This window comes from Candidatus Zixiibacteriota bacterium (assembly GCA_021159005.1).
Lineage (GTDB): Bacteria > Zixibacteria > MSB-5A5 > UBA10806 > 4484-95 > JAGGSN01.
Genome location: JAGGSN010000200.1, coordinates 17,971 through 35,859, shown reverse-complemented (window position 1 = coordinate 35,859; position 17,889 = coordinate 17,971). Strand labels below are relative to the sequence as shown.

Sequence of the window (17,889 nt, the reverse complement as noted above, 5' to 3'; positions counted from 1 at the left end):
TCCTTATTTAAAAACCAATTAATCTCCAATATCCAAAAAATACCCATGCCCACAAAACCGCAAAAGAAAGAACCAATATAACAGATCCGTGCTTGAGAAAATCGGAAAGAGTTACCAATTGTTCGCCTGTTACAGGGTCTTTGGCTAATGCATAAGCAATAGCATTATTGGGCGTGCCGATTATCAGCATATGGGCAAATGATGAAGCAAAAGCTGTGGCAAAACCTATCATCCACGGATGCGTACCGGATATAGCAGCCATTGGAATAGTTATAGGCCCTATGGCGGAAACAGTAGCGCCATCACTCATAAAATTGGTGGCGATACCGGTAAACAAGCTGGCTGCAACTGCTAAACCCTCCCCGCTTTGCATAAAACTTGGCAGGATACTAACAAAACCGTCTGCTATATATAAAGCTGCACCGGTAACAGCCAAACCCTTTCCCAGAGCACAAGCGCTGGCATACAATGCGACTACATCCCACGGTATCGAAACGATATTGCGCCATCGGATAATCCTTAGAAAATTGAGAATTACTATTATCAGTATCACAGGGCCGCCCATGCCAAACTTATCGCTGACAGTAACCCATAATAGAATCAGAACAATTAGCGCTATTGCAGTTATATATTCTTTTTTAGTCATAGGTCCGATTTTATCCGAAGCTTGTTTTACTAACGATGATATATTTAGCGATTTTACGGCTATCTTGCGATGAAAAGTAATATAGAAATATAATCCTATCACAAGCGCCATAACCGGCACAAATGGCAATCCATACTGTACCCATTGACCGAAAGAAGGAGCCACTCCGTAATCGGAAAGTATGCCAAGCATAACGGCATTACGGCCGCCAGCGGCTGGCGAACCAGGCCCCCCCGAGTTAGCTGCAAAACAAAGCGACAAAATAAACATAGTTGCCAGTGCTTTATCTTGCTTGAGACCAACTGCTCTAATAGAGGAAACATAAACAATCATAATAAGCGGCAGAATAAACGCTATTAAAGCATGCTCCGACACAAACGAACAAGCTACCGCAAAAAGCGGCAGGAAAATAAACATCATTCGTTTTAAATTAGTGGCCGGAGCCAGAAGCAGTAATCCTATTCGACGGTCGAGTCCGGTGCTGCTAATTGCGGTAGAGATTGCCAGCACGCCAAATATAAAAATTACAGCATCCTTGGCATAGGCTTTGGCGATATCATCAGGTTTAAGAACACCGAAAAAATACATGAATACACCAACCAGCAGAGCTGTTATTCCAATTGGCACAGCACCGGTAGCCCAAAATAAGGCAGCAACCACTAAAATACCAAGCATAACCTTAGCTTTTGTCGCTGCCTTGCTGGGAGACATCGCATATCGTGGCGATTCGCCCTGATTTAGTAGGATTTTATCACCGATTTTATAATTACGGCTGTAATAATCTGCAATATTCTCGCCATCTTTCATTTTCATATAATTGGCGTAACCCATATTATAATCAGTTATCTGGCCGGTTTTCTGAAATGACAACAGTTCCATCAAGCGGTCGGTTGTCGGAGTTAATACAATCAAAGAAAATAGAAGTAAGCCAAGTATTATAACTCCCGGTCGAGAATTATGCGAACCTTTCAGCCATTTCAATACCGAACCCTTCTTGACATGGGGCACTTCATGCCGCGCCATAACATGAACTTTATCTTCGCGGGCTTTCTCTATTATTTTAATTAACTCATCCAGATCGCATGGTTTTTGAATGTATGAATAAGCATCCAACTTGCCTGTTTCCACTGCTGATTCCATAGAAGCGTGACCGGTTAATACAATTACCTGAAGTTCCGGCCTAAACAATTTCATTTCCTTGAGCGTCTGTTCGCCGCTCATCCCCGGCATTTTCCTGTCCAGCACAATTACATCTATATCACTATCGCTGCGAATTATCTTTATAGCATCCTCGCCATTATCCAAGCCGATAGTGTCAAGTCCCCTTAGGTTTAAACGTTTTGCTAAAGATATTCGAAGTTTATTTTCATCATCAACTAATAATACTTTGGGCATAATAACTCAAATCAGTCAGCATCAACTATTTTGCAAGCTTTTTCATTTGAACTGACATCTCCTCGAAAAGGTCGGATAATCTCAGCACGCCGACAATTTTACTTTTTTGCGATACCAATATCGAAAGCCTCTGGCCCATAATAATCTTATGTATAGCTTCGCTCAAAGGAGCATCCTCATCAATACTCTCGGCAACCGTCTGCATGACTTCCTTAGCTTTAATTGCATGAGCACTTGCCGCCAGGTTTGATAAGCTATCTTGGAACAACTGGTAATGTTCCATCACCTTAGATAAATATTGAGAATCAACACCGGCAATATCAAGATTGGCCAAGTCGCTCATGACATTATATTTTGGCTCTAAAGCCTTTAAAAAAGAAAACTGCCCGATTTTGCCTATCACTTTGTTGTTATCATCAACAACCAGTACGGCTCGATGTTTAAATTTTCCGGGTGTTAATTTAAGCTGAGCCTTATCAAGAGCCAGTATTGCATCCAGTAAAGGAGCATCTTGATGTATTACCGCATACTCATCAAGCGGTACCATTAGGTCCTTTACACATTTATTATCCATAGAGATGTCCTTCTTATCAACGATTCTTATCTAAAAATAACAAATATTACTTAATCGGCAATATCAGTACAAAAGTACTTCCTTCTCCTATGCTGCTGTTAACCTCGATTGTACCACCAAAGCTTTTAATAATTCCATAGCTAACCGACAAACCCAAACCGGTGCCTTCACCGACTCCCTTGGTTGTATAAAATGGCATGAAAAGTTTTTCTTTTTGGTCGGGAGCGATACCTTTGCCATTGTCGGAAATTGAAATATTCAGTTTTTTCCCTGATTGCGACGTGGCAATTGTTATTTTACCCGGCTTGCCTTCAAAAGCATCGATGCCATTATTAATTATATTCAACAACACTTGCTGGAGCTGGTTGGCATCCGTAATCAATTGGGGCAAGCTGCGGTTGTAATTGCGAACAATTTTAATATTCGATACTGAAATCTCCTGGCCCAGAAGGCCATCCAAAACTTCATCAATAATCTGATGTATATCTTGAGATTTCAAATTAAGGTCGGTTTTACGGACAAACTTAAGCAGTTTGCGGGTAATATCGCGACATCGAAACGCCGCTTCATGAATACTATCCAGATGTTCTCCTATTTCCTCACTGCTTGCCGATTCTTGAAATTCGGGATTCATTAGGTCTTTGATAAGTCCGGCTTCCTCGGTAATAATTGCCAGCGGGTTGTTAATCTCATGCGCAATACCAGAGGCCAGTTCGCCAATAGAAGCCAGCTTAGCGGCATGTTCCAATTGTGACCTTGTCCGGTCTGATTCTTTTTGAAGATATACTAACTTTTTAGCCCTATCGAATATTACGAATACAATTAAAAGAATAATTACAACTGACACACCAAACAACTTCACTAAAAAATCAGGCAATAATTCCGAACTTTCAGATATAGGACGCATAACAATTAATGCCCAATCGGCTGTTTTTAGCCATGAGTAAGCATAAGTTATCTCCGAACTATTAATATCTACTTTTTCAGTGCCATGTCCGGGTTCATCCGGCGGAACAAATGATGATGTCTCTAAAAGCGCTGCAATATTCTGGGTAACAACCTGATATTTGCCGTCCCTGTTGACTATCGAAGTAAAAACCTCATTGGAACCTTCCAAAGAACTGATATATTCATATATCTTTTCGGGACCTAAAGTAGCTCGCAATACAATGAATTGATTGTTGACAATGCGGCTGATTGCAATAGTAAAATGCGGTTTTTGACGGAAACCGAGATAGATATCTGTAATAATATAATTATCACTACCTTCTCTGAGTGCAATATACCATGATTCAGAGCTGTAGTTGCGTTTTTCCAGAGACGGATAAGGTCCTTCATAAGCTGTTTGAACACCAGATGAATCGAAATAGCCAATATCGACAAATGTTTCGCTGTCTTTTTTCAACCTTTCAAGGTAAATTTGCATAGCTTTCCCTGATGGAGGAAATTCAAACCTTGGGTCATCGATTAGATTGCTGAGGTTAACAAGTCGTTCGGTTAAAAACAGGTCAAGCGTGTTCGCCTGGCTTTCGGCGATTGCCTTGAGATGAAAACGCTGGCTTTCGGAAATAAGACTATTATACTGGAAATAAAAATATACTATTAGCAGAATTAATGGAGTAAGATAAGTAAGCAGAAGCCGAATAACATTTTTTCGCTTTATCTCATTATAATGTTTCTCATCAAAAGGCAAATATTCGAGTTGGGATTGTAATTTATTTCCAGCATGTTCTGCCATTATATTTCCAAAATTAGAAGATATAGATTCTTGAAGTCGGTGAATTCATCAACTGATTAGCAACCCACCTGGTGGATTGCTTGCTAAGCAAAGCCGCAGAAATTGTTTTAATCACAACAAACCTCGCGTCAGGTTTGTGTTTATTTGACAAATACAAACCCGAAATCAAATATTATGTGAAATTTATCACAAACAGTAAGTTTGTCAAGCTTTTTTGTCGGAAAATACTATTAATGGTTTTAGAATAGAGCAGATTCTGTCATTGCCGGCATGTTACTATCAATATTAGCGCTTAGAATAATGACAGTTTCACATACTTTTTAGGGTTTTCTTTGATATCAACCAGCAGACTGTCGAGTGATGTCAGCGTTGATGATAGCCTCTCGTACAATTCGGCGTTATATATGAGTTGACCGAGTGTCCCCTCGCCGTTATTTATCGTTTCGAGCGTTTTATTTAAGGCGACTAAAGCACTGTCGGTACGGTTATAAAGGTTGCCTTTGCCAGTTGCCAGCTTGCCGAGTTCTCCCTCACCAGCATTAACTTTCTCCATAAAAGCTGAGGATTCTTTAAAGAACTTAGTAAGGTTATTATATAGGGCGGGGTCGTTCATAAGAGCCGCTAAATTACCTTCGCCCTCATTTATTTTGCTACTTATTTCCGACCAGATTATCAGCAGCGAATCGAGGTTTGAATAAAGCCGCGGGTCGTTGATAATTTGCGCCAAGCTGCCTTCGCCCTCATTTATTTTACTTGTTATCTCCTTGGCATTACCGGTAAGATCCATAATATCTTCTAAGACATGCCCGCCTTCCGAGACAATAAACTGTCCAGGTTCAACAGGTTCAGCATCAAATGAGCCAAGTGATATTTCGATTGTTCTATCGCCGAGAAGTCCCATATTGCCGAGTTTTGCTTTTGAATCGGAGCGAATTCTATCGAAGCTTGATGATTTAATCATCATTTTTACAGAAATAGCTTTCTTATCAGCTATTCCCGAAAACCAGATATCGCCGATGGTTCCAACTTTCATCCCGCCTAAACGAACAGGCGCCCCGACAGCTAATCCCTCAATATTGTTAAACCTGGCATAAAGCTCATATTTTGATGAAAAAATTCCTTCCTGGCCGCCTATAATAAAAAATGTTGAAAACACCACAAATAGGCCAAAAGCTATTAATGCACCGACTTTTATTTCTTTAATCATTTTCTCACTCATCTATTTAACCAGCCTTTCCTCCTGACCTAAACAATTTTACAAATTCAATATCGCTTTTTGTAAACGATTCAAAATCGCCCTCGAATATAAGTTCGCCTTCTTTTAATAAAACTGTTTTCTGGGCAATAAAAGCCGCGCTTTCCAGATCATGGGTTACTACAATTACAGTGCTTTTAGTATGCAGCTGAACCCTTACTATCAGTTCATTGATAGTATGAGCGGTAATTGGATCCAAGCCAGTAGTTGGTTCATCGAAGAATACATAATCGGGATTGTTGGCCAGCGCGCGGGCTAAGGCTATTCTTTTCTGCATTCCGCCGGAAAGCTCGGAGGGCATGAGATTTTCAGTGCCGTCCATTTCAACAAAATTAAGCTTTTCCCATACTCTTAAACGTATCTCTTTCTCTTTCATTCGGGTATGTTCTCTCAACGTGTAAGCAACATTTTCATAGACATTCATCGAATCGAACAATGCCGAACCCTGAAACAGCATCCCCATCCTCTTTCGGAAAGCCATCATTTTATGTTCTGAAAAATTTGTCGTATCAATATCATCGATAATAATATTACCGGAATCTATCAACAACAAGCGGAGAATCATTTTCAACAGAACACTTTTACCACATCCCGACCTGCCCAGAACGACTGTCGTTTGCCCATTTTCAAATTCGACAGATAAACCGCGTAATACCTTATTGGAACCAAAATCCTTGCACAGATTAACAACTTTAATCATACCGGCCTGCCGAACATGAAAAATATTTTTGTTAAGATAAAATCGAACATAAATATCAGTACCGATGATACAACAACCGAAAGCGTAGTCGAGTTGCCTACTCCTTTGGTTCCACCGGAAGCGTTTATACCCAAATAACAACCTATTGTGCCGATAATAAAAGCAAATATAAATGGTTTGGCTAATCCGGAAACCAAGTCTTCAATATAAAGAGCATCAATTATGGTGGATTTATACATTTCAATGCCAATATTAAGGTTGGTTATAGCTATAATTGCGCCGCCGATTAGCCCCAGAATATCGGCAACAACCACTAAAATCGGGACTATTATCAAAAGAGCGATAATCCGGGTTAGAACTAGTTTTTTATACGGGTCGGTTGCCATCGCCCTCATTGCATCAATTTGATCGGTAACTTTCATTGAGCCAAGCTCGGCTGTAATCCCGGCTCCGACGCGACCAGCCACAACAAGCGCTGTTAGTACCGGACCAAGCTCTCTAACTAATGTAATAGTCAGCACCGAACCGATATATGCTTTCGCCCCAAACCTGCTCATCTCAACTCCGGTCTGAAAAGCCATCACCATACCGGTAAACAGAGATGTGAGAGTAACAATAGGAAGCGATTTATAGCCAAGTTGAAACAACTGCTCCACTATTTCATTAAAATAAATGGGTTTTCGGAAAGCTGAACGCAATATAACTTTTAAAAATTCCGAGAATTTATAAATATGAACTAAAAGCAGGCCTATTTTTTTCATCTGATAAAAACATCCTCATTACATTATTATCATTGTCGGTATAGATTACTCAATTAATACAATATAGTTCAAGTAATTTTTCAACTAATTGTTATTTTTATCTATGATTTTCCAACTGCGTTATCAGTTATGAATTTGTGATATGTTTAGCAGTACAGCCCACCATGTTATCTGCCTGAGATGGATGTGCCCTACGGAATGTATGAATTTTAAAGCCCCTTCTTTGGAAGTAATTTTTTTATTCCTCATTAAAAGGAGGAGTTTGCGGGCAATATTTAGGCGGGTTTCCAAAACCGACTAAAAATCGCAAGATATAGATAATATCAGAGCCGGAAAATTGACAATCGCCATTAACATCCGCCGCAGAATACAGCCAGGCATTTGTTGAATCATTCCAGCAGGAATCAGGAGGAGTAGTTGTTCCTTTGAAATACCAAATGCCAAAAGTAATATCGCTATTAATTATATTCCCATCGCCATTTATATCGCCGGGTATATAAATGGGATTGAGATCGGCTATAATCTCTACCTCATTAGAAAAAATGCTCTCGTTTGAATAGCTATCCACAGCTGTAACCCTGAAATAGTATGTGGTATCATCTCTAACGCCATAAATATTCATATAAGTATTCGATGTTGAATCGACAATTGTAGTCGGTTCCGGTGATTTGCCCATATAGATATAATACTTAACAATTCTGTTATCACCAAACTTGTTAAAAACCAAATGGAAGCCGGCATCGATATTTTCGGCAATCAGATAAGGACTGGCGGCAATGCCGCGCCACGGGAATCGAAACGAGCGGTAGCATTTGACGCCATCATCAAAAGACAGTTCGAAAGCCTTCGAACCATCCGGTTTAACCTCTGTGGCAATCGGCTGGTCAGAACCCCAGCCTATAAAAGTATTGCCGCCGGCAAGCCTCTGAGTATTTCCCATAACTACCCCGAATTCATCAGGTGTATTGCTAAATTCCCATACCTGCGCAATGGTTTTATTGTCCTCATCGATTTCATATTCAATCGCTCTCGAATACCGCGGTTCATGGAAGTTGCCATTATCATACAATGTGATATTACCATTTGACAGCCTGCGGATATCATGCTGATGAGAAAAGCCTCGCGAGTCGTTTATGAAGACAAATTCGTTATTTGAGCCGCCCAGACGCCATATAATTTCTCCTGTCTGACGGTTTATTTTCGTGCATTCATCCATGTTGCGGCATGAAATTAACAGGTTGCCGTCATAATCCGGCTCTAAGGTGTTGCCATGACAATAATCGATTCTATAGTGCTGTAAATTTATATCCGGCGCAGCATCGGTAATTTCGAAATGATCCCAGCTTCGCCATTGAAACACCACATTTTTAAAATTATCCAGCTCTTGAACAATATAACCTATCACGCAAGCCGCAGTATTGCCGCCGGGCACTATATCGCTCATATCAATAGTCTGGGGGTCATAAGCCGCCAACAGCACATGTCCATTATCGAGAATCTGAAAATCGTGCATATCGGTATAATCCTCATAACCATTGCCGCATCGAAAAGAATCAACCACAGTGTATGTTGAATCCATTACATAAAAATAGCGAGTGTGGTATAAAAAATAGCTCAATAAACCATTATCATGCTTTTTAAAATCCATACCGGCAGTCGGCATTTCCTTATAATAAACAGGGTATCCGGTATTATCAAGAATCATTAAATAATGAGCGGTGTTGGGGAATATATTGCCAAGGAAAATGAAACCCTGCCCAGGATTATCTATACAATTTACTGTTATATTCGGAAAACTATACGGCAAAGAAACATCCCTATTGCTATTAAGTTTCGGATTGGGTTCACTTTCGGACCCTGCAGTCAAATCAGAAGATATATCGAAATATTCATCCCAATAAAATGAATCATCCAATAGCCTTTCGGTTTTAGGAGAAATCGTGAAGCTGAAAGTCGACGATTGTATTCGATTGGTTTTAGCTGTAATCAAACGGGCATTAAGAATAACATTAACAGTCTCACCCGGCTGGAAAGGAGCTATTGGCTTTATAATAATAGTCTGCTGATCATCGGCAATAACTGCATTATAATTGTGATTACCGCTTGATGAGCCTTCGATTACGGCAATGGCTGATAAATTGAAATTACTCGCAGGCAAAATACTGCCGGCGCGGATTATAATATTAGAGCTTTTTGAAACCAGCTCTGCCCCTGGTTTGGGAGAAATATATTGAAATGTATCGTTAAAATACCCGGCATTAAGCGTCCCTATTAAAACGATTAATAGAAATATCACTGCGCTAAAAATCCGTAGCTTTTTCATATAGACTATCCCTCCGGATGAAATATACTGCTATAAATACTTATTCTGTTAATCTTACAATCTCCCTTAATTACAATCCAGCCCACAGAAACACTCTGCGGCAAAATCCCTGATTGGCAACAGAGATTCATAGAAGAATCATTATATAAAATATATAAATCACATAAACATGTCAAGTAGATTATTAGGTGGTTTATAAGCGTTTTCTGTCTATGAAATATAAGCTGACACAACTTTTTAATAGGCTGGCTTTATTATCACTCCCTCAAGCGCTATTCTTCATAAAACGGCGATGTTTGAGGGCAATATGTAGGTCCCACGTTCTGACCATGGAAATAAGCTACATAATAGGTAATATCCGAGCCGATGAATAAGCAGTCGCCGTTGACATCAGCGGCACAATAATGCCAGTTTGAGGTTGAATCGTTCCAACAGGAATCGGGCGGCTGAGACCCTCCCTTGAAGTAATTAACACCGAAAGTAACATCACTACCGTTAATATTATTGTCGCCATTTACATCGCCCGGAAGGTAGATGTTTTCGTTGTTCGCTTTAATCGCAGCTTCATTGGAATAATCGCTCTCAACCGATTGACTATCTACTGCGGTTACTCTGATATAATAAATATGACCAGAAAGTACATTATAAAAATTCAAATATGTGTTCGATGTCGAATCGATTAGCGTGGTTGGTTCGGGATGTTCATCTACATAGATATTGTATTTTACTATGCTTGAATCGCCAAATTTGTTAAATGTTAAATACAAACCATATTTTGAGTTTTCTGCAATAAGATAAGGTATTTCGGCAACGCCATGCCAGGGGAAACGAAAAGCCCGGTAGCTAATAGTATTAATATCAAATGTCATCTCCCATGTTTTATCACCATTGGGAAGAATTTCTGTAACATTTGGATTATCCGCGCCCCAGCCTATTAGTATTTTACCGCTAGGAAGTCTCTGCTGGTTGCCCATAACTGAAGCGTATTCATCAGGTTGATTGCGAAATTCCCAGACTAAAGTAACAGTTTTATTTATCTCATCTATTTCATATTCTATAGCTCGTGAATACTGCTGCGAATGAAGATTGCCATTATCAAAAAGAGTAATATTTCCGTTTGGCTGTCTTCTTAGGTCATGCTGATGCGAGAAACCGCGCGTATCGTTGATAAATGTAAATTCATTGTTTTCACCACCCAAACGCCAGATAATATCGCCTGTTTGACGGTTGATTTTTGTGCATTCATCCATGTTGCGGCAGGAGATTAAGATATTGCCGTCATAATCAAGTTCAAGCGTATTTCCATGACAATAATCAATTCGATTGCTGTATAAGGCTATATCTGATGCAGCATCGGTAATTTCAAAATGATCCCAACTGCGCCATTGAAATACTACGTTTCTATCGTTATCTAACTCCTGAAAAACTAAACCCGTAACTATAGCATTAGGACTGCCGCCAGGTACTATTTGGCTCATATCGATAGGCTGGGGGTCATAAGCTGCGATTAATACATGACCATTGTCAAGCATCTGGAAATCATGCATATCGGTATCGGGACCATAGCCATTTTCGCATTGATAGGTGTTAACTTCCGTATATGTAGAATCAATAATATGAATAGTATGATCATAATACAGAAAATATGACAACAAGCCGTTTGGATGTTTTGTAAAATTCAATCCATGGGATGGCATTTTCTTATAGTAAATTGGATATCCATTATTATCAAGAATCATAATGTATTTAGAAACATTATCTCCATACAGATTGCCAAGAAATATATATCCGGGGTCAGGGCAGACATTAGTAGTAACTGTTCGGTTGGGGAAATCAAGCGGCAGTGAAATATTTTTACCTGTATACATGTTTTCTCGCGGTTTTATTTCAGTTTTAGTTTTTATGCTGCTATTTAATTCCTTCAAGTGTTCTTTCCAAAAATAATTGCTTTCCGGCGGTATCTCAGTTACAGCAGAGATAGTAAAACTAAACGAACCGGTATCGCATAAAATCCCTGTAATTGTAGCGATTTGTTCTCTAATTGTAACTGTTACTATCTCATTAGGTCTAAACCCGGATCGCGGTTTAATAATCAATGTTGTTTGATCATCGGCGATTACCGTATTATATTCATGTAAGCCGCTTGTATCTCCCTCGATTATAGCTACTGAATCTAAATTAAAATGATCGGTATCAAGAGTATCCCCATGCCGTAAAGCGATTGTTATCTCTTTGGTAATTAATTCAGACCCGGGAATAGGACAGATATACTGAAATGAATCTTCTATATGTTGAGCTTGTACGGTTCCAATCGAAGCAATTAAGATACAAGCTATAGTAAATAGGATGCTTAATTTAATCAAATAGAATGCTCCTGTTTAGTTTCGTACTTAATCATCAGCCCGGTTTTCTTATTCCGGGAAATTCCAGAAGTACTTTTATAATATAAGTTATTGCGTTATCATGTCAAGGGGATTATAGGCGTATGTGGCAGCTGATGTATCTCGATGGTAAATAGGGCGTATGCAATACGCCCCTACGCGATGCCATATATCTCCAATAACTCGCAAACTAAATCACTCCCCCGCTAAATATTTCCTTGAAACATAACCCAAACCATCCTATATTCGCCCTCGTGGATGATGATGTTAAAATAAAAACCGTGGCTACCAATCGCAAAGCCTGGCATAACTATGAGATTATAGATAAATACGAGGCCGGAATCGAGCTGATTGGCAGCGAGGTCAAATCGGTGAGAGCCTCCAAAATATCGTTTAAGGATTCCTTTGCCGCCCTGAAAAATGGGCAGGTTATACTGTATAATTTTCATATATCCCCCTATGATAAAACCTCGCATTTTGGACATGACCCGGAACGCCCTCGCCGGCTTCTGCTTCATAAAAAAGAGATTCGCAAACTTAAGGCAAAAACCGAAGAGCAAGGGCTTACCTTAGTGCCGCTGCGAATGTATTTCAGCGGGCGATACGCTAAAATTGAAATCGCCTTAGCCAGAGGTAAACGTAAATATGATAAACGTCAGGCAATCGCCAAGCGCGATGCCGACAGAGACTTAAGAAGGGCGGCTAAGTATAACCAATGAACCGCAATCTGATTTCATCGTATAACACAGCAATGTTGAAGCTTGCGACATGCATCATGGTGCTTTTTATTTCCTTGCCTGCTATGGCGGGTATTAAGGCGGTCTGGGTCGAGAAAGACATAAAGACAGATATCGCCTCAACCGATTATGGTTATGTAAAGTATATTTCGATAAGAGACCTGGCAAAATTCTTAGAAATCACCAACAAGGCTGATTTAAGAAAGGGTGTCGGCTCTCTCTATTTAGAGAACGGCGTCTTAAGCTATACTCTTTTTTCGCAGTATATCACAGTCGGCGATAAAAGCTACAATATCCATAAGAATATCATTCTCTATAACGGGGATTTTTTCGCGCCTGTGGAATATCTCATACCGGTTATCGACAAGTTGATGCCGGATGACCTGATATATTCAGTAAAAGATAAATCGATAGGGCTGTTTCCGGCATTGTATAATATTGTTGGCCTTACGGCTCAGCAAAAGATAAATGGCTTACTGATTGAGGTATTTATCACCGAGGAACTCAAGTATGATGTAGTCAAAACTAACGATAATTGGGTCATATTAACTATGTATCAGGGCAAAATCGATACTATGATGTTTAAAAACAAGAGGCCGGATAAGGCTATATACGATACTAAGGCCTATCAGTTTGACAACTCGGCTCAGTTATCAATCCGGCTCAGGCCGCGTGAATTCACCTTTGTGAGCAAGCTTAAAAGCAACCCTCTGCGAATCCAGATAATGATAAAGGGGGAAGGATTTGCCGATACCGTGCTTTCATATACGCCTAATTCGACCGCCAAAATGCGAAACAATCTTATTAATGTCATCGTTGTCGATCCCGGGCATGGCGGTGAGGATAATGGCGCTATTGGTTCATCCGGATTTAAGGAAAAAGAGTTTAACCTTGCTTTAAGTAAAACTTTAAGTAATATGCTCGAAAATGAAGGCTTCCAAGTAATTCTGACTCGCGACTATGATAATTTTATAGCCTTAAGCGACCGGACAAAAATCGCCAATGAAGCGGGCGCTGATATGTTTATAAGTATCCATGCTAATGCCTCTACAAACAAGAAGGCACGCGGTTTTTTGTCGTTTTTCTTATCTGATGCCAAAACCGACCAAGCGCGGGCGGCGGCGGCTTTAGAAAATGCCTCTATCCAGTTTGAGACTCCCGAAAGTCAAAAAGAGTATGTATCCGACCTCGATTTTATCCTTCTCGATATGGTTCAAAGCGAATTTTTAAAGGAATCTGCTGATTTAGCGGCATTGATTGAGCAAAATATACAGAAGGCTACCAAGATAAAAAGTCGAGGTGTTGACCAAGCTGGTTTTTTTGTGCTTAATAAGGCTTATATGCCGGCGGTGCTTGTTGAAGCCGCCTTTATTTCAAATAAAAAGGATGAGAAACTTTTAAAAAGCGCCAAAACTCGTGAGAATATCGCTAAGGCAATAACTCAATCCGTTGTTCAATTTAAGAAAAAATATGAAGCTATGAAATGAACAGTTTCGATAAATCAAGCTCCAATAAACCTATCGGCGTTTTCGACTCGGGAGTGGGCGGCCTAACTGTTGTAAAACAGCTATTCAGTCAACTGCCCGATGAACAAGTGGTTTATTTCGGCGATACCGGACGTTTCCCTTATGGCATCCGCTCGGCTGAGATAATTAAGAAATTCTCGCGGCAGAATGTTAATTTTCTTCTGGAACAGCAGGTTAAGTTTATTGTTGTTGCTTGCAATACCGCTTCCGCCCAGGCGCTGGACTATATCCGAAATATTTATAATATCCCTATGATTGGGGTGATTGAACCGGGCGCCAAAGCGGCATCCGAATATACTACAAGCGGCAGAATTGGAGTCATTGGCACTGAGGGCACTATCGAATCATTATCATACACAAAAGCCCTTCTTAAAATAAACCCCAAGCTTAAAGTGTTCGGTTTAGCTTGCCCGTTGTTTGTAGCCTTAGCCGAGAATGGCTATATTGATAAGAAAGCCGCTTACTTGATAGCAGAGGACTATCTTAAATTTATGAAAAAGAAAAATATCGATACATTAGTGCTGGGCTGTACTCATTATCCGCCTTTGAAGAAAGTTATCAGCAAAGTTATGGGGCGTCAGGTGAGGTTGGTCGATTCTGCCGATGAGACAGCGCGGTCGGTTAATGAGATGCTGGGAGATTTGAATTTGTATAATACCTTGAAAAGGGTAAAAGCACATAGATATTATGTTTCGGATACACCGGATAAACTAAAGCGGATGAGCAAATATTTTGTCGGCAAGCAGATTAATAAGGCAATGAAGATTGATATTAATATGTATTGATAATACTGCGAGCGTCAGGCTGTCGTCCGCTAAGGCTGACTTCCATCTTGACGCATTAAATTATTATGACTAAACACACACTAATAATCGCCACCAACAATCGCGACAAACTCGCCGAGATAAAAGATATTTTAAAGCGCACCGATATTGAAATTCTATCCGCTGCCGATTTTGACGATTTCCCGGATGTTGAGGAAACCGGAGCAACTCTCGAAGAAAATGCCCTGCTTAAAGCCCAAGCGGTCTGGGATAAATATCATCTGCCGTGTGCTGCCGATGATACCGGCTTGGAGGTCGACTGCCTTGACGGCGCGCCCGGTGTATTTTCCTCGCGTTATGCCGGCGAAAATGCCACCTATGATGATAATTGCCGAAAGCTGCTAAGCGAGGTCAGCAAGGCATTATCAGCCAACAGAGCTGCTCGTTTCCGCACGGTGATGGCATTCATCGACAGCGAGGGAGTGCCTCATACCGCTGATGGAACCATTGAGGGCGAGATTATCGACACCAAACGGGGCGATAATGGCTTTGGCTATGACCCGCTATTTTTAGAGCCATTAAGAGGAAAGACCTTAGCCGAACTGGATGCCACTGAAAAGAACAAGATAAGTCATCGTCATAATGCGCTGGTGAATATCCTGCCGATTATTATTGAGAAGTTTAAATAATAAGCCCGTATTATTCACAAAAGATAAAAGAGAGTCATTGCGAGTTCGCCTAAGGCGGACTCGCAATGACTGCTATTAGGAACAAACCCTAATGGGAGTGTTTCCTCTTGTTACCAAGCGCTGCTCGGCAACAAGAGGGGGCGTATGCAATACGACCCTACGCGTACAGCCTGAAACTTAATAGCAATAAATCCTATTTCAGATATGTCATCTTGCGCGTGATGGTGTTGTCATCAACTGTTAACCGATAGAAATACACTCCCGATGGCAGGGTCTCCCCTTCTTTATTGATGCCATTCCAGATTACCGAATGTTTGCCGGCATTCATCTGACAGTTTAATATCTCGGCGATTTTGCCTCCGGTCAGGTTGTAAACTGTAATATTCACCCGAGCGGATTGTTCGATACTAAAACCAATTACCGTGTTCGCATTAAAGGGATTGGGGTAATTCTGCTCTAAACTGAATTGACCCGGCACTGATGCGGGTTCATCAACGCCTGTGAATGATAAGTATATGGAATCTTGCGGCGTGGATATAGTATCTACACCATCGGAGAATTTAAAATGATAATAATGCCAACCCTCACCTGGCCAGGGCAGGATTTTTTCAAACTCGGATGTATCCGAATAAATATGGTCTAAGCTTCCCATATCATAAAAGCCCCAATCAAAAAACAGCAATCGAACAACCGGTAGATTGCTGTCGGGATCATAATAATCGACATTAGCTGTAAGTGTTACACCCGGTACGGTTGTAAAGCTATATCCCGATAGTTCAGGCGGATGGTTATTATCAAAATCTAGAAAGTATGTGGTTGGCTCATAAAAAGTCGGATAGGTTATATCATTTATGCTCACGTCAGAGAAGCCAATGGTCATTGATATTCCCAGCGTAATCAAGAATCCATAAGGCGGCGGCCAACCGGGCCAGTCGGGGTCATTTTCGAATGTTTCGATATCACAAGCCATATGCAAAATGCCGTCATCGATAGTATAATCGATATCGCCCAACCGTGTTATCGAGGTGTCTGCCATGCTTAGTTTATATAAACCCGGCGAGTAAACGAATGGCACATTAATATACATCATGGCATAAAGCGTCGAATCGAAACCACTCAAAGAAACAAAACCCAAAGCGTAAGCAAATACATTAGCTCCCTGACTTGTGGGCCAGGTATCATCAACATTGTTAAGATAGCCATATACACGCGAATCGGAATATGTTACGCCGCTGCCTGTTAAATCGAGCCAACCACCAAGCGAACCATCGGAAGTATCCCCAACTGCATCCGGCGGAAATTCGCCATACTTATAGGACGGCGGCGGAAATTGATCGTTAGTATTCTTAGGCGATTGCGTTACCATGATTGAATCGGTGCCGCCTGAGAAGTAGTATTCAACTATGCCGGGATTGCCATTAAAAGCTGCTTCGGTCTCATAGGTAAAAGCATAATATGGGAACTCGCCTATAATCTCCATTCTGCTGTCGATAAACTCCTCATCAGCTTGCGGCCGGTAGCGCACAGCAACCTCTACATCGGGCAATCCTATCGGGTCGTAGAAATCGCAGTTAAATATTACATTCTGACCGATAGCGCCTGCCGATGAACAGCCATCGAATAAAGATTGACTAAAAACGCTGGCATTGATAATCATACACAATATAAAACTTATTACTATATACCGTTTCATAGCAAAACTCCTTTTATTGAGGCAACTCCTTTAATTCTATTAAAACCCCGCCGGCGGATTTGGGATGAACAAAGGCAACTTTCGATCCCTCGGCTCCGTCTTTAGGTTCGTTATCTATAAGCTTGAATCCTTTGTTTTTCATATGCGTCAGGGCTTCAACTATGTTATCCACGCTTAGACAGATATGGTGAAGTCCGCCGCCTTTCTTTTCAATATATTTGGCAATAGCGGATTCATCCGATGTTGATTCAATCAGTTCGATTCTCGTAGAGCCGATTTCTATAAAACCAACTTTCAAATGTCTTTCGGGAACTTCCTCTGTCCCGCCAAGTTTCAAGCCTAAGGCGCTACTATAAAATTCCATCGAATCAGAAATCTGCTTGACGGCAATTCCGATATGGTCAATATTCAATACTTTCATTTCCCTCTCCCTTACAAATCATTAACGTTCGCACTGCGCTATCCTAAGCAGCCATTTTTCCAATTAAGATGCAGTATTTTGCATGATATGTAAAGGCTAATTCATAAGATAAAACTAAATGCTCCTGCCATATTAATATAATCAATAATCTAATATAACAAATGTAAATTTTATGCCTAAAAAATAGGTTGAGGGTTGGAGGGCAAGGGGAGATTTTGGGCCTGGTAAATAGGTTTATCTTGACAGTTTATTATATTTTGATATATATTATTAACATTGACTTTTT

At 40.5% G+C, this 17,889-nt stretch carries 14 protein-coding genes; 4 read left to right on the top strand and 10 right to left on the bottom strand.

All coding sequences use genetic code 11. The features are described from left to right. Positions 1 to 7: 7 nt before the first annotated feature. From J7K40_12870 to J7K40_12835, 8 genes are all read right to left on the bottom strand, one after another. Positions 8 to 2,041 carry an anion permease gene (locus tag J7K40_12870; GenBank protein ID MCD6163285.1) on the bottom strand — a complete coding sequence of 678 codons (2,034 nt, stop codon included), beginning with the start codon at positions 2,039 to 2,041 and terminating at the stop codon, positions 8 to 10. Positions 2,042 to 2,066: 25 nt separating this feature from the next. Continuing rightward, positions 2,067 to 2,615 carry a CBS domain-containing protein gene (locus J7K40_12865; protein ID MCD6163284.1) on the bottom strand — a complete coding sequence of 183 codons (549 nt, stop codon included), beginning with the start codon at positions 2,613 to 2,615 and terminating at the stop codon, positions 2,067 to 2,069. A gap of 46 nt (positions 2,616 to 2,661) precedes the next feature. Then, complete coding sequence (locus J7K40_12860) at positions 2,662 to 4,353, bottom strand: histidine kinase (GenBank protein MCD6163283.1); 1,692 nt, start codon at positions 4,351 to 4,353, stop codon at positions 2,662 to 2,664. 292 nt (positions 4,354 to 4,645) lie between these two features. After that, on the bottom strand, positions 4,646 to 5,572 hold the full coding sequence (locus J7K40_12855) for an MCE family protein (GenBank protein MCD6163282.1): 927 nt from the start codon (positions 5,570 to 5,572) through the stop codon (positions 4,646 to 4,648). A 4-nt stretch (positions 5,573 to 5,576) separates the two neighbouring features. After that, positions 5,577 to 6,308, bottom strand: coding sequence for an ATP-binding cassette domain-containing protein (locus J7K40_12850; protein MCD6163281.1), 732 nt, complete (start codon positions 6,306 to 6,308; stop codon positions 5,577 to 5,579). Beyond that, positions 6,305 to 7,069: an ABC transporter permease gene (locus J7K40_12845; protein MCD6163280.1), complete on the bottom strand. Its 765-nt coding sequence runs from the start codon at positions 7,067 to 7,069 to the stop codon at positions 6,305 to 6,307. The genes J7K40_12850 and J7K40_12845 overlap by 4 nt, the downstream gene beginning before the upstream one ends. A 238-nt stretch (positions 7,070 to 7,307) precedes the next feature. Further along, a complete protein-coding gene (locus J7K40_12840; protein MCD6163279.1) occupies positions 7,308 to 9,392 on the bottom strand; it encodes an aryl-sulfate sulfotransferase in 2,085 nt (694 codons plus the stop codon). A gap of 272 nt (positions 9,393 to 9,664) precedes the next feature. After that, on the bottom strand, positions 9,665 to 11,755 hold the full coding sequence (locus J7K40_12835; GenBank protein MCD6163278.1) for an aryl-sulfate sulfotransferase: 2,091 nt from the start codon (positions 11,753 to 11,755) through the stop codon (positions 9,665 to 9,667). Between the two features lie 290 nt (positions 11,756 to 12,045). Between J7K40_12835 and smpB the strand changes: the two genes are divergently transcribed. The 4 genes from smpB (at position 12,046) to rdgB (ending at position 15,489) form a co-directional block, all read left to right on the top strand. Continuing rightward, positions 12,046 to 12,492, top strand: a complete 447-nt coding sequence (gene smpB, locus J7K40_12830) for an SsrA-binding protein SmpB (GenBank protein ID MCD6163277.1) — start codon at positions 12,046 to 12,048, stop codon at positions 12,490 to 12,492. Next, entirely contained in the window at positions 12,489 to 13,997 is a 1,509-nt protein-coding gene (locus J7K40_12825; protein MCD6163276.1) for an N-acetylmuramoyl-L-alanine amidase, read from the top strand. The genes smpB and J7K40_12825 overlap by 4 nt, the downstream gene beginning before the upstream one ends. Continuing rightward, positions 13,994 to 14,821 (top strand): glutamate racemase, encoded by an 828-nt coding sequence (locus tag J7K40_12820; protein ID MCD6163275.1) that lies wholly within the window; start codon positions 13,994 to 13,996, stop codon positions 14,819 to 14,821. Before J7K40_12825 ends, J7K40_12820 begins: the two co-directional genes overlap by 4 nt. A gap of 65 nt (positions 14,822 to 14,886) precedes the next feature. Beyond that, positions 14,887 to 15,489, top strand: coding sequence for an RdgB/HAM1 family non-canonical purine NTP pyrophosphatase (gene rdgB / locus J7K40_12815; protein MCD6163274.1), 603 nt, complete (start codon positions 14,887 to 14,889; stop codon positions 15,487 to 15,489). A 193-nt stretch (positions 15,490 to 15,682) separates the two neighbouring features. Here the strand turns inward: rdgB and J7K40_12810 are convergent, their stop codons facing one another. Further along, entirely contained in the window at positions 15,683 to 17,182 is a 1,500-nt protein-coding gene (locus tag J7K40_12810) for a T9SS type A sorting domain-containing protein (GenBank protein ID MCD6163273.1), read from the bottom strand. A 13-nt stretch (positions 17,183 to 17,195) separates the two neighbouring features. Then, positions 17,196 to 17,603, bottom strand: coding sequence for a methylmalonyl-CoA epimerase (gene mce, locus J7K40_12805; GenBank protein ID MCD6163272.1), 408 nt, complete (start codon positions 17,601 to 17,603; stop codon positions 17,196 to 17,198). Positions 17,604 to 17,889: the final 286 nt, after the last annotated feature.

Coding starts and splice junctions, on each gene's coding strand:
- J7K40_12870 (MCD6163285.1), bottom strand. CDS start 2,041: ATGCCCAAAGTATTATTAGTTGATGATGAAAATAAACTTCGAATATCT.
- J7K40_12865 (MCD6163284.1), bottom strand. CDS start 2,615: ATGGATAATAAATGTGTAAAGGACCTAATGGTACCGCTTGATGAGTAT.
- J7K40_12860 (MCD6163283.1), bottom strand. CDS start 4,353: ATGGCAGAACATGCTGGAAATAAATTACAATCCCAACTCGAATATTTG.
- J7K40_12855 (MCD6163282.1), bottom strand. CDS start 5,572: ATGAGTGAGAAAATGATTAAAGAAATAAAAGTCGGTGCATTAATAGCT.
- J7K40_12850 (MCD6163281.1), bottom strand. CDS start 6,308: ATGATTAAAGTTGTTAATCTGTGCAAGGATTTTGGTTCCAATAAGGTA.
- J7K40_12845 (MCD6163280.1), bottom strand. CDS start 7,069: ATGAAAAAAATAGGCCTGCTTTTAGTTCATATTTATAAATTCTCGGAA.
- J7K40_12840 (MCD6163279.1), bottom strand. CDS start 9,392: ATGAAAAAGCTACGGATTTTTAGCGCAGTGATATTTCTATTAATCGTT.
- J7K40_12825 (MCD6163276.1), top strand. CDS start 12,489: ATGAACCGCAATCTGATTTCATCGTATAACACAGCAATGTTGAAGCTT.
- J7K40_12820 (MCD6163275.1), top strand. CDS start 13,994: ATGAACAGTTTCGATAAATCAAGCTCCAATAAACCTATCGGCGTTTTC.
- rdgB (MCD6163274.1), top strand. CDS start 14,887: ATGACTAAACACACACTAATAATCGCCACCAACAATCGCGACAAACTC.
- J7K40_12810 (MCD6163273.1), bottom strand. CDS start 17,182: ATGAAACGGTATATAGTAATAAGTTTTATATTGTGTATGATTATCAAT.
- mce (MCD6163272.1), bottom strand. CDS start 17,603: ATGAAAGTATTGAATATTGACCATATCGGAATTGCCGTCAAGCAGATT.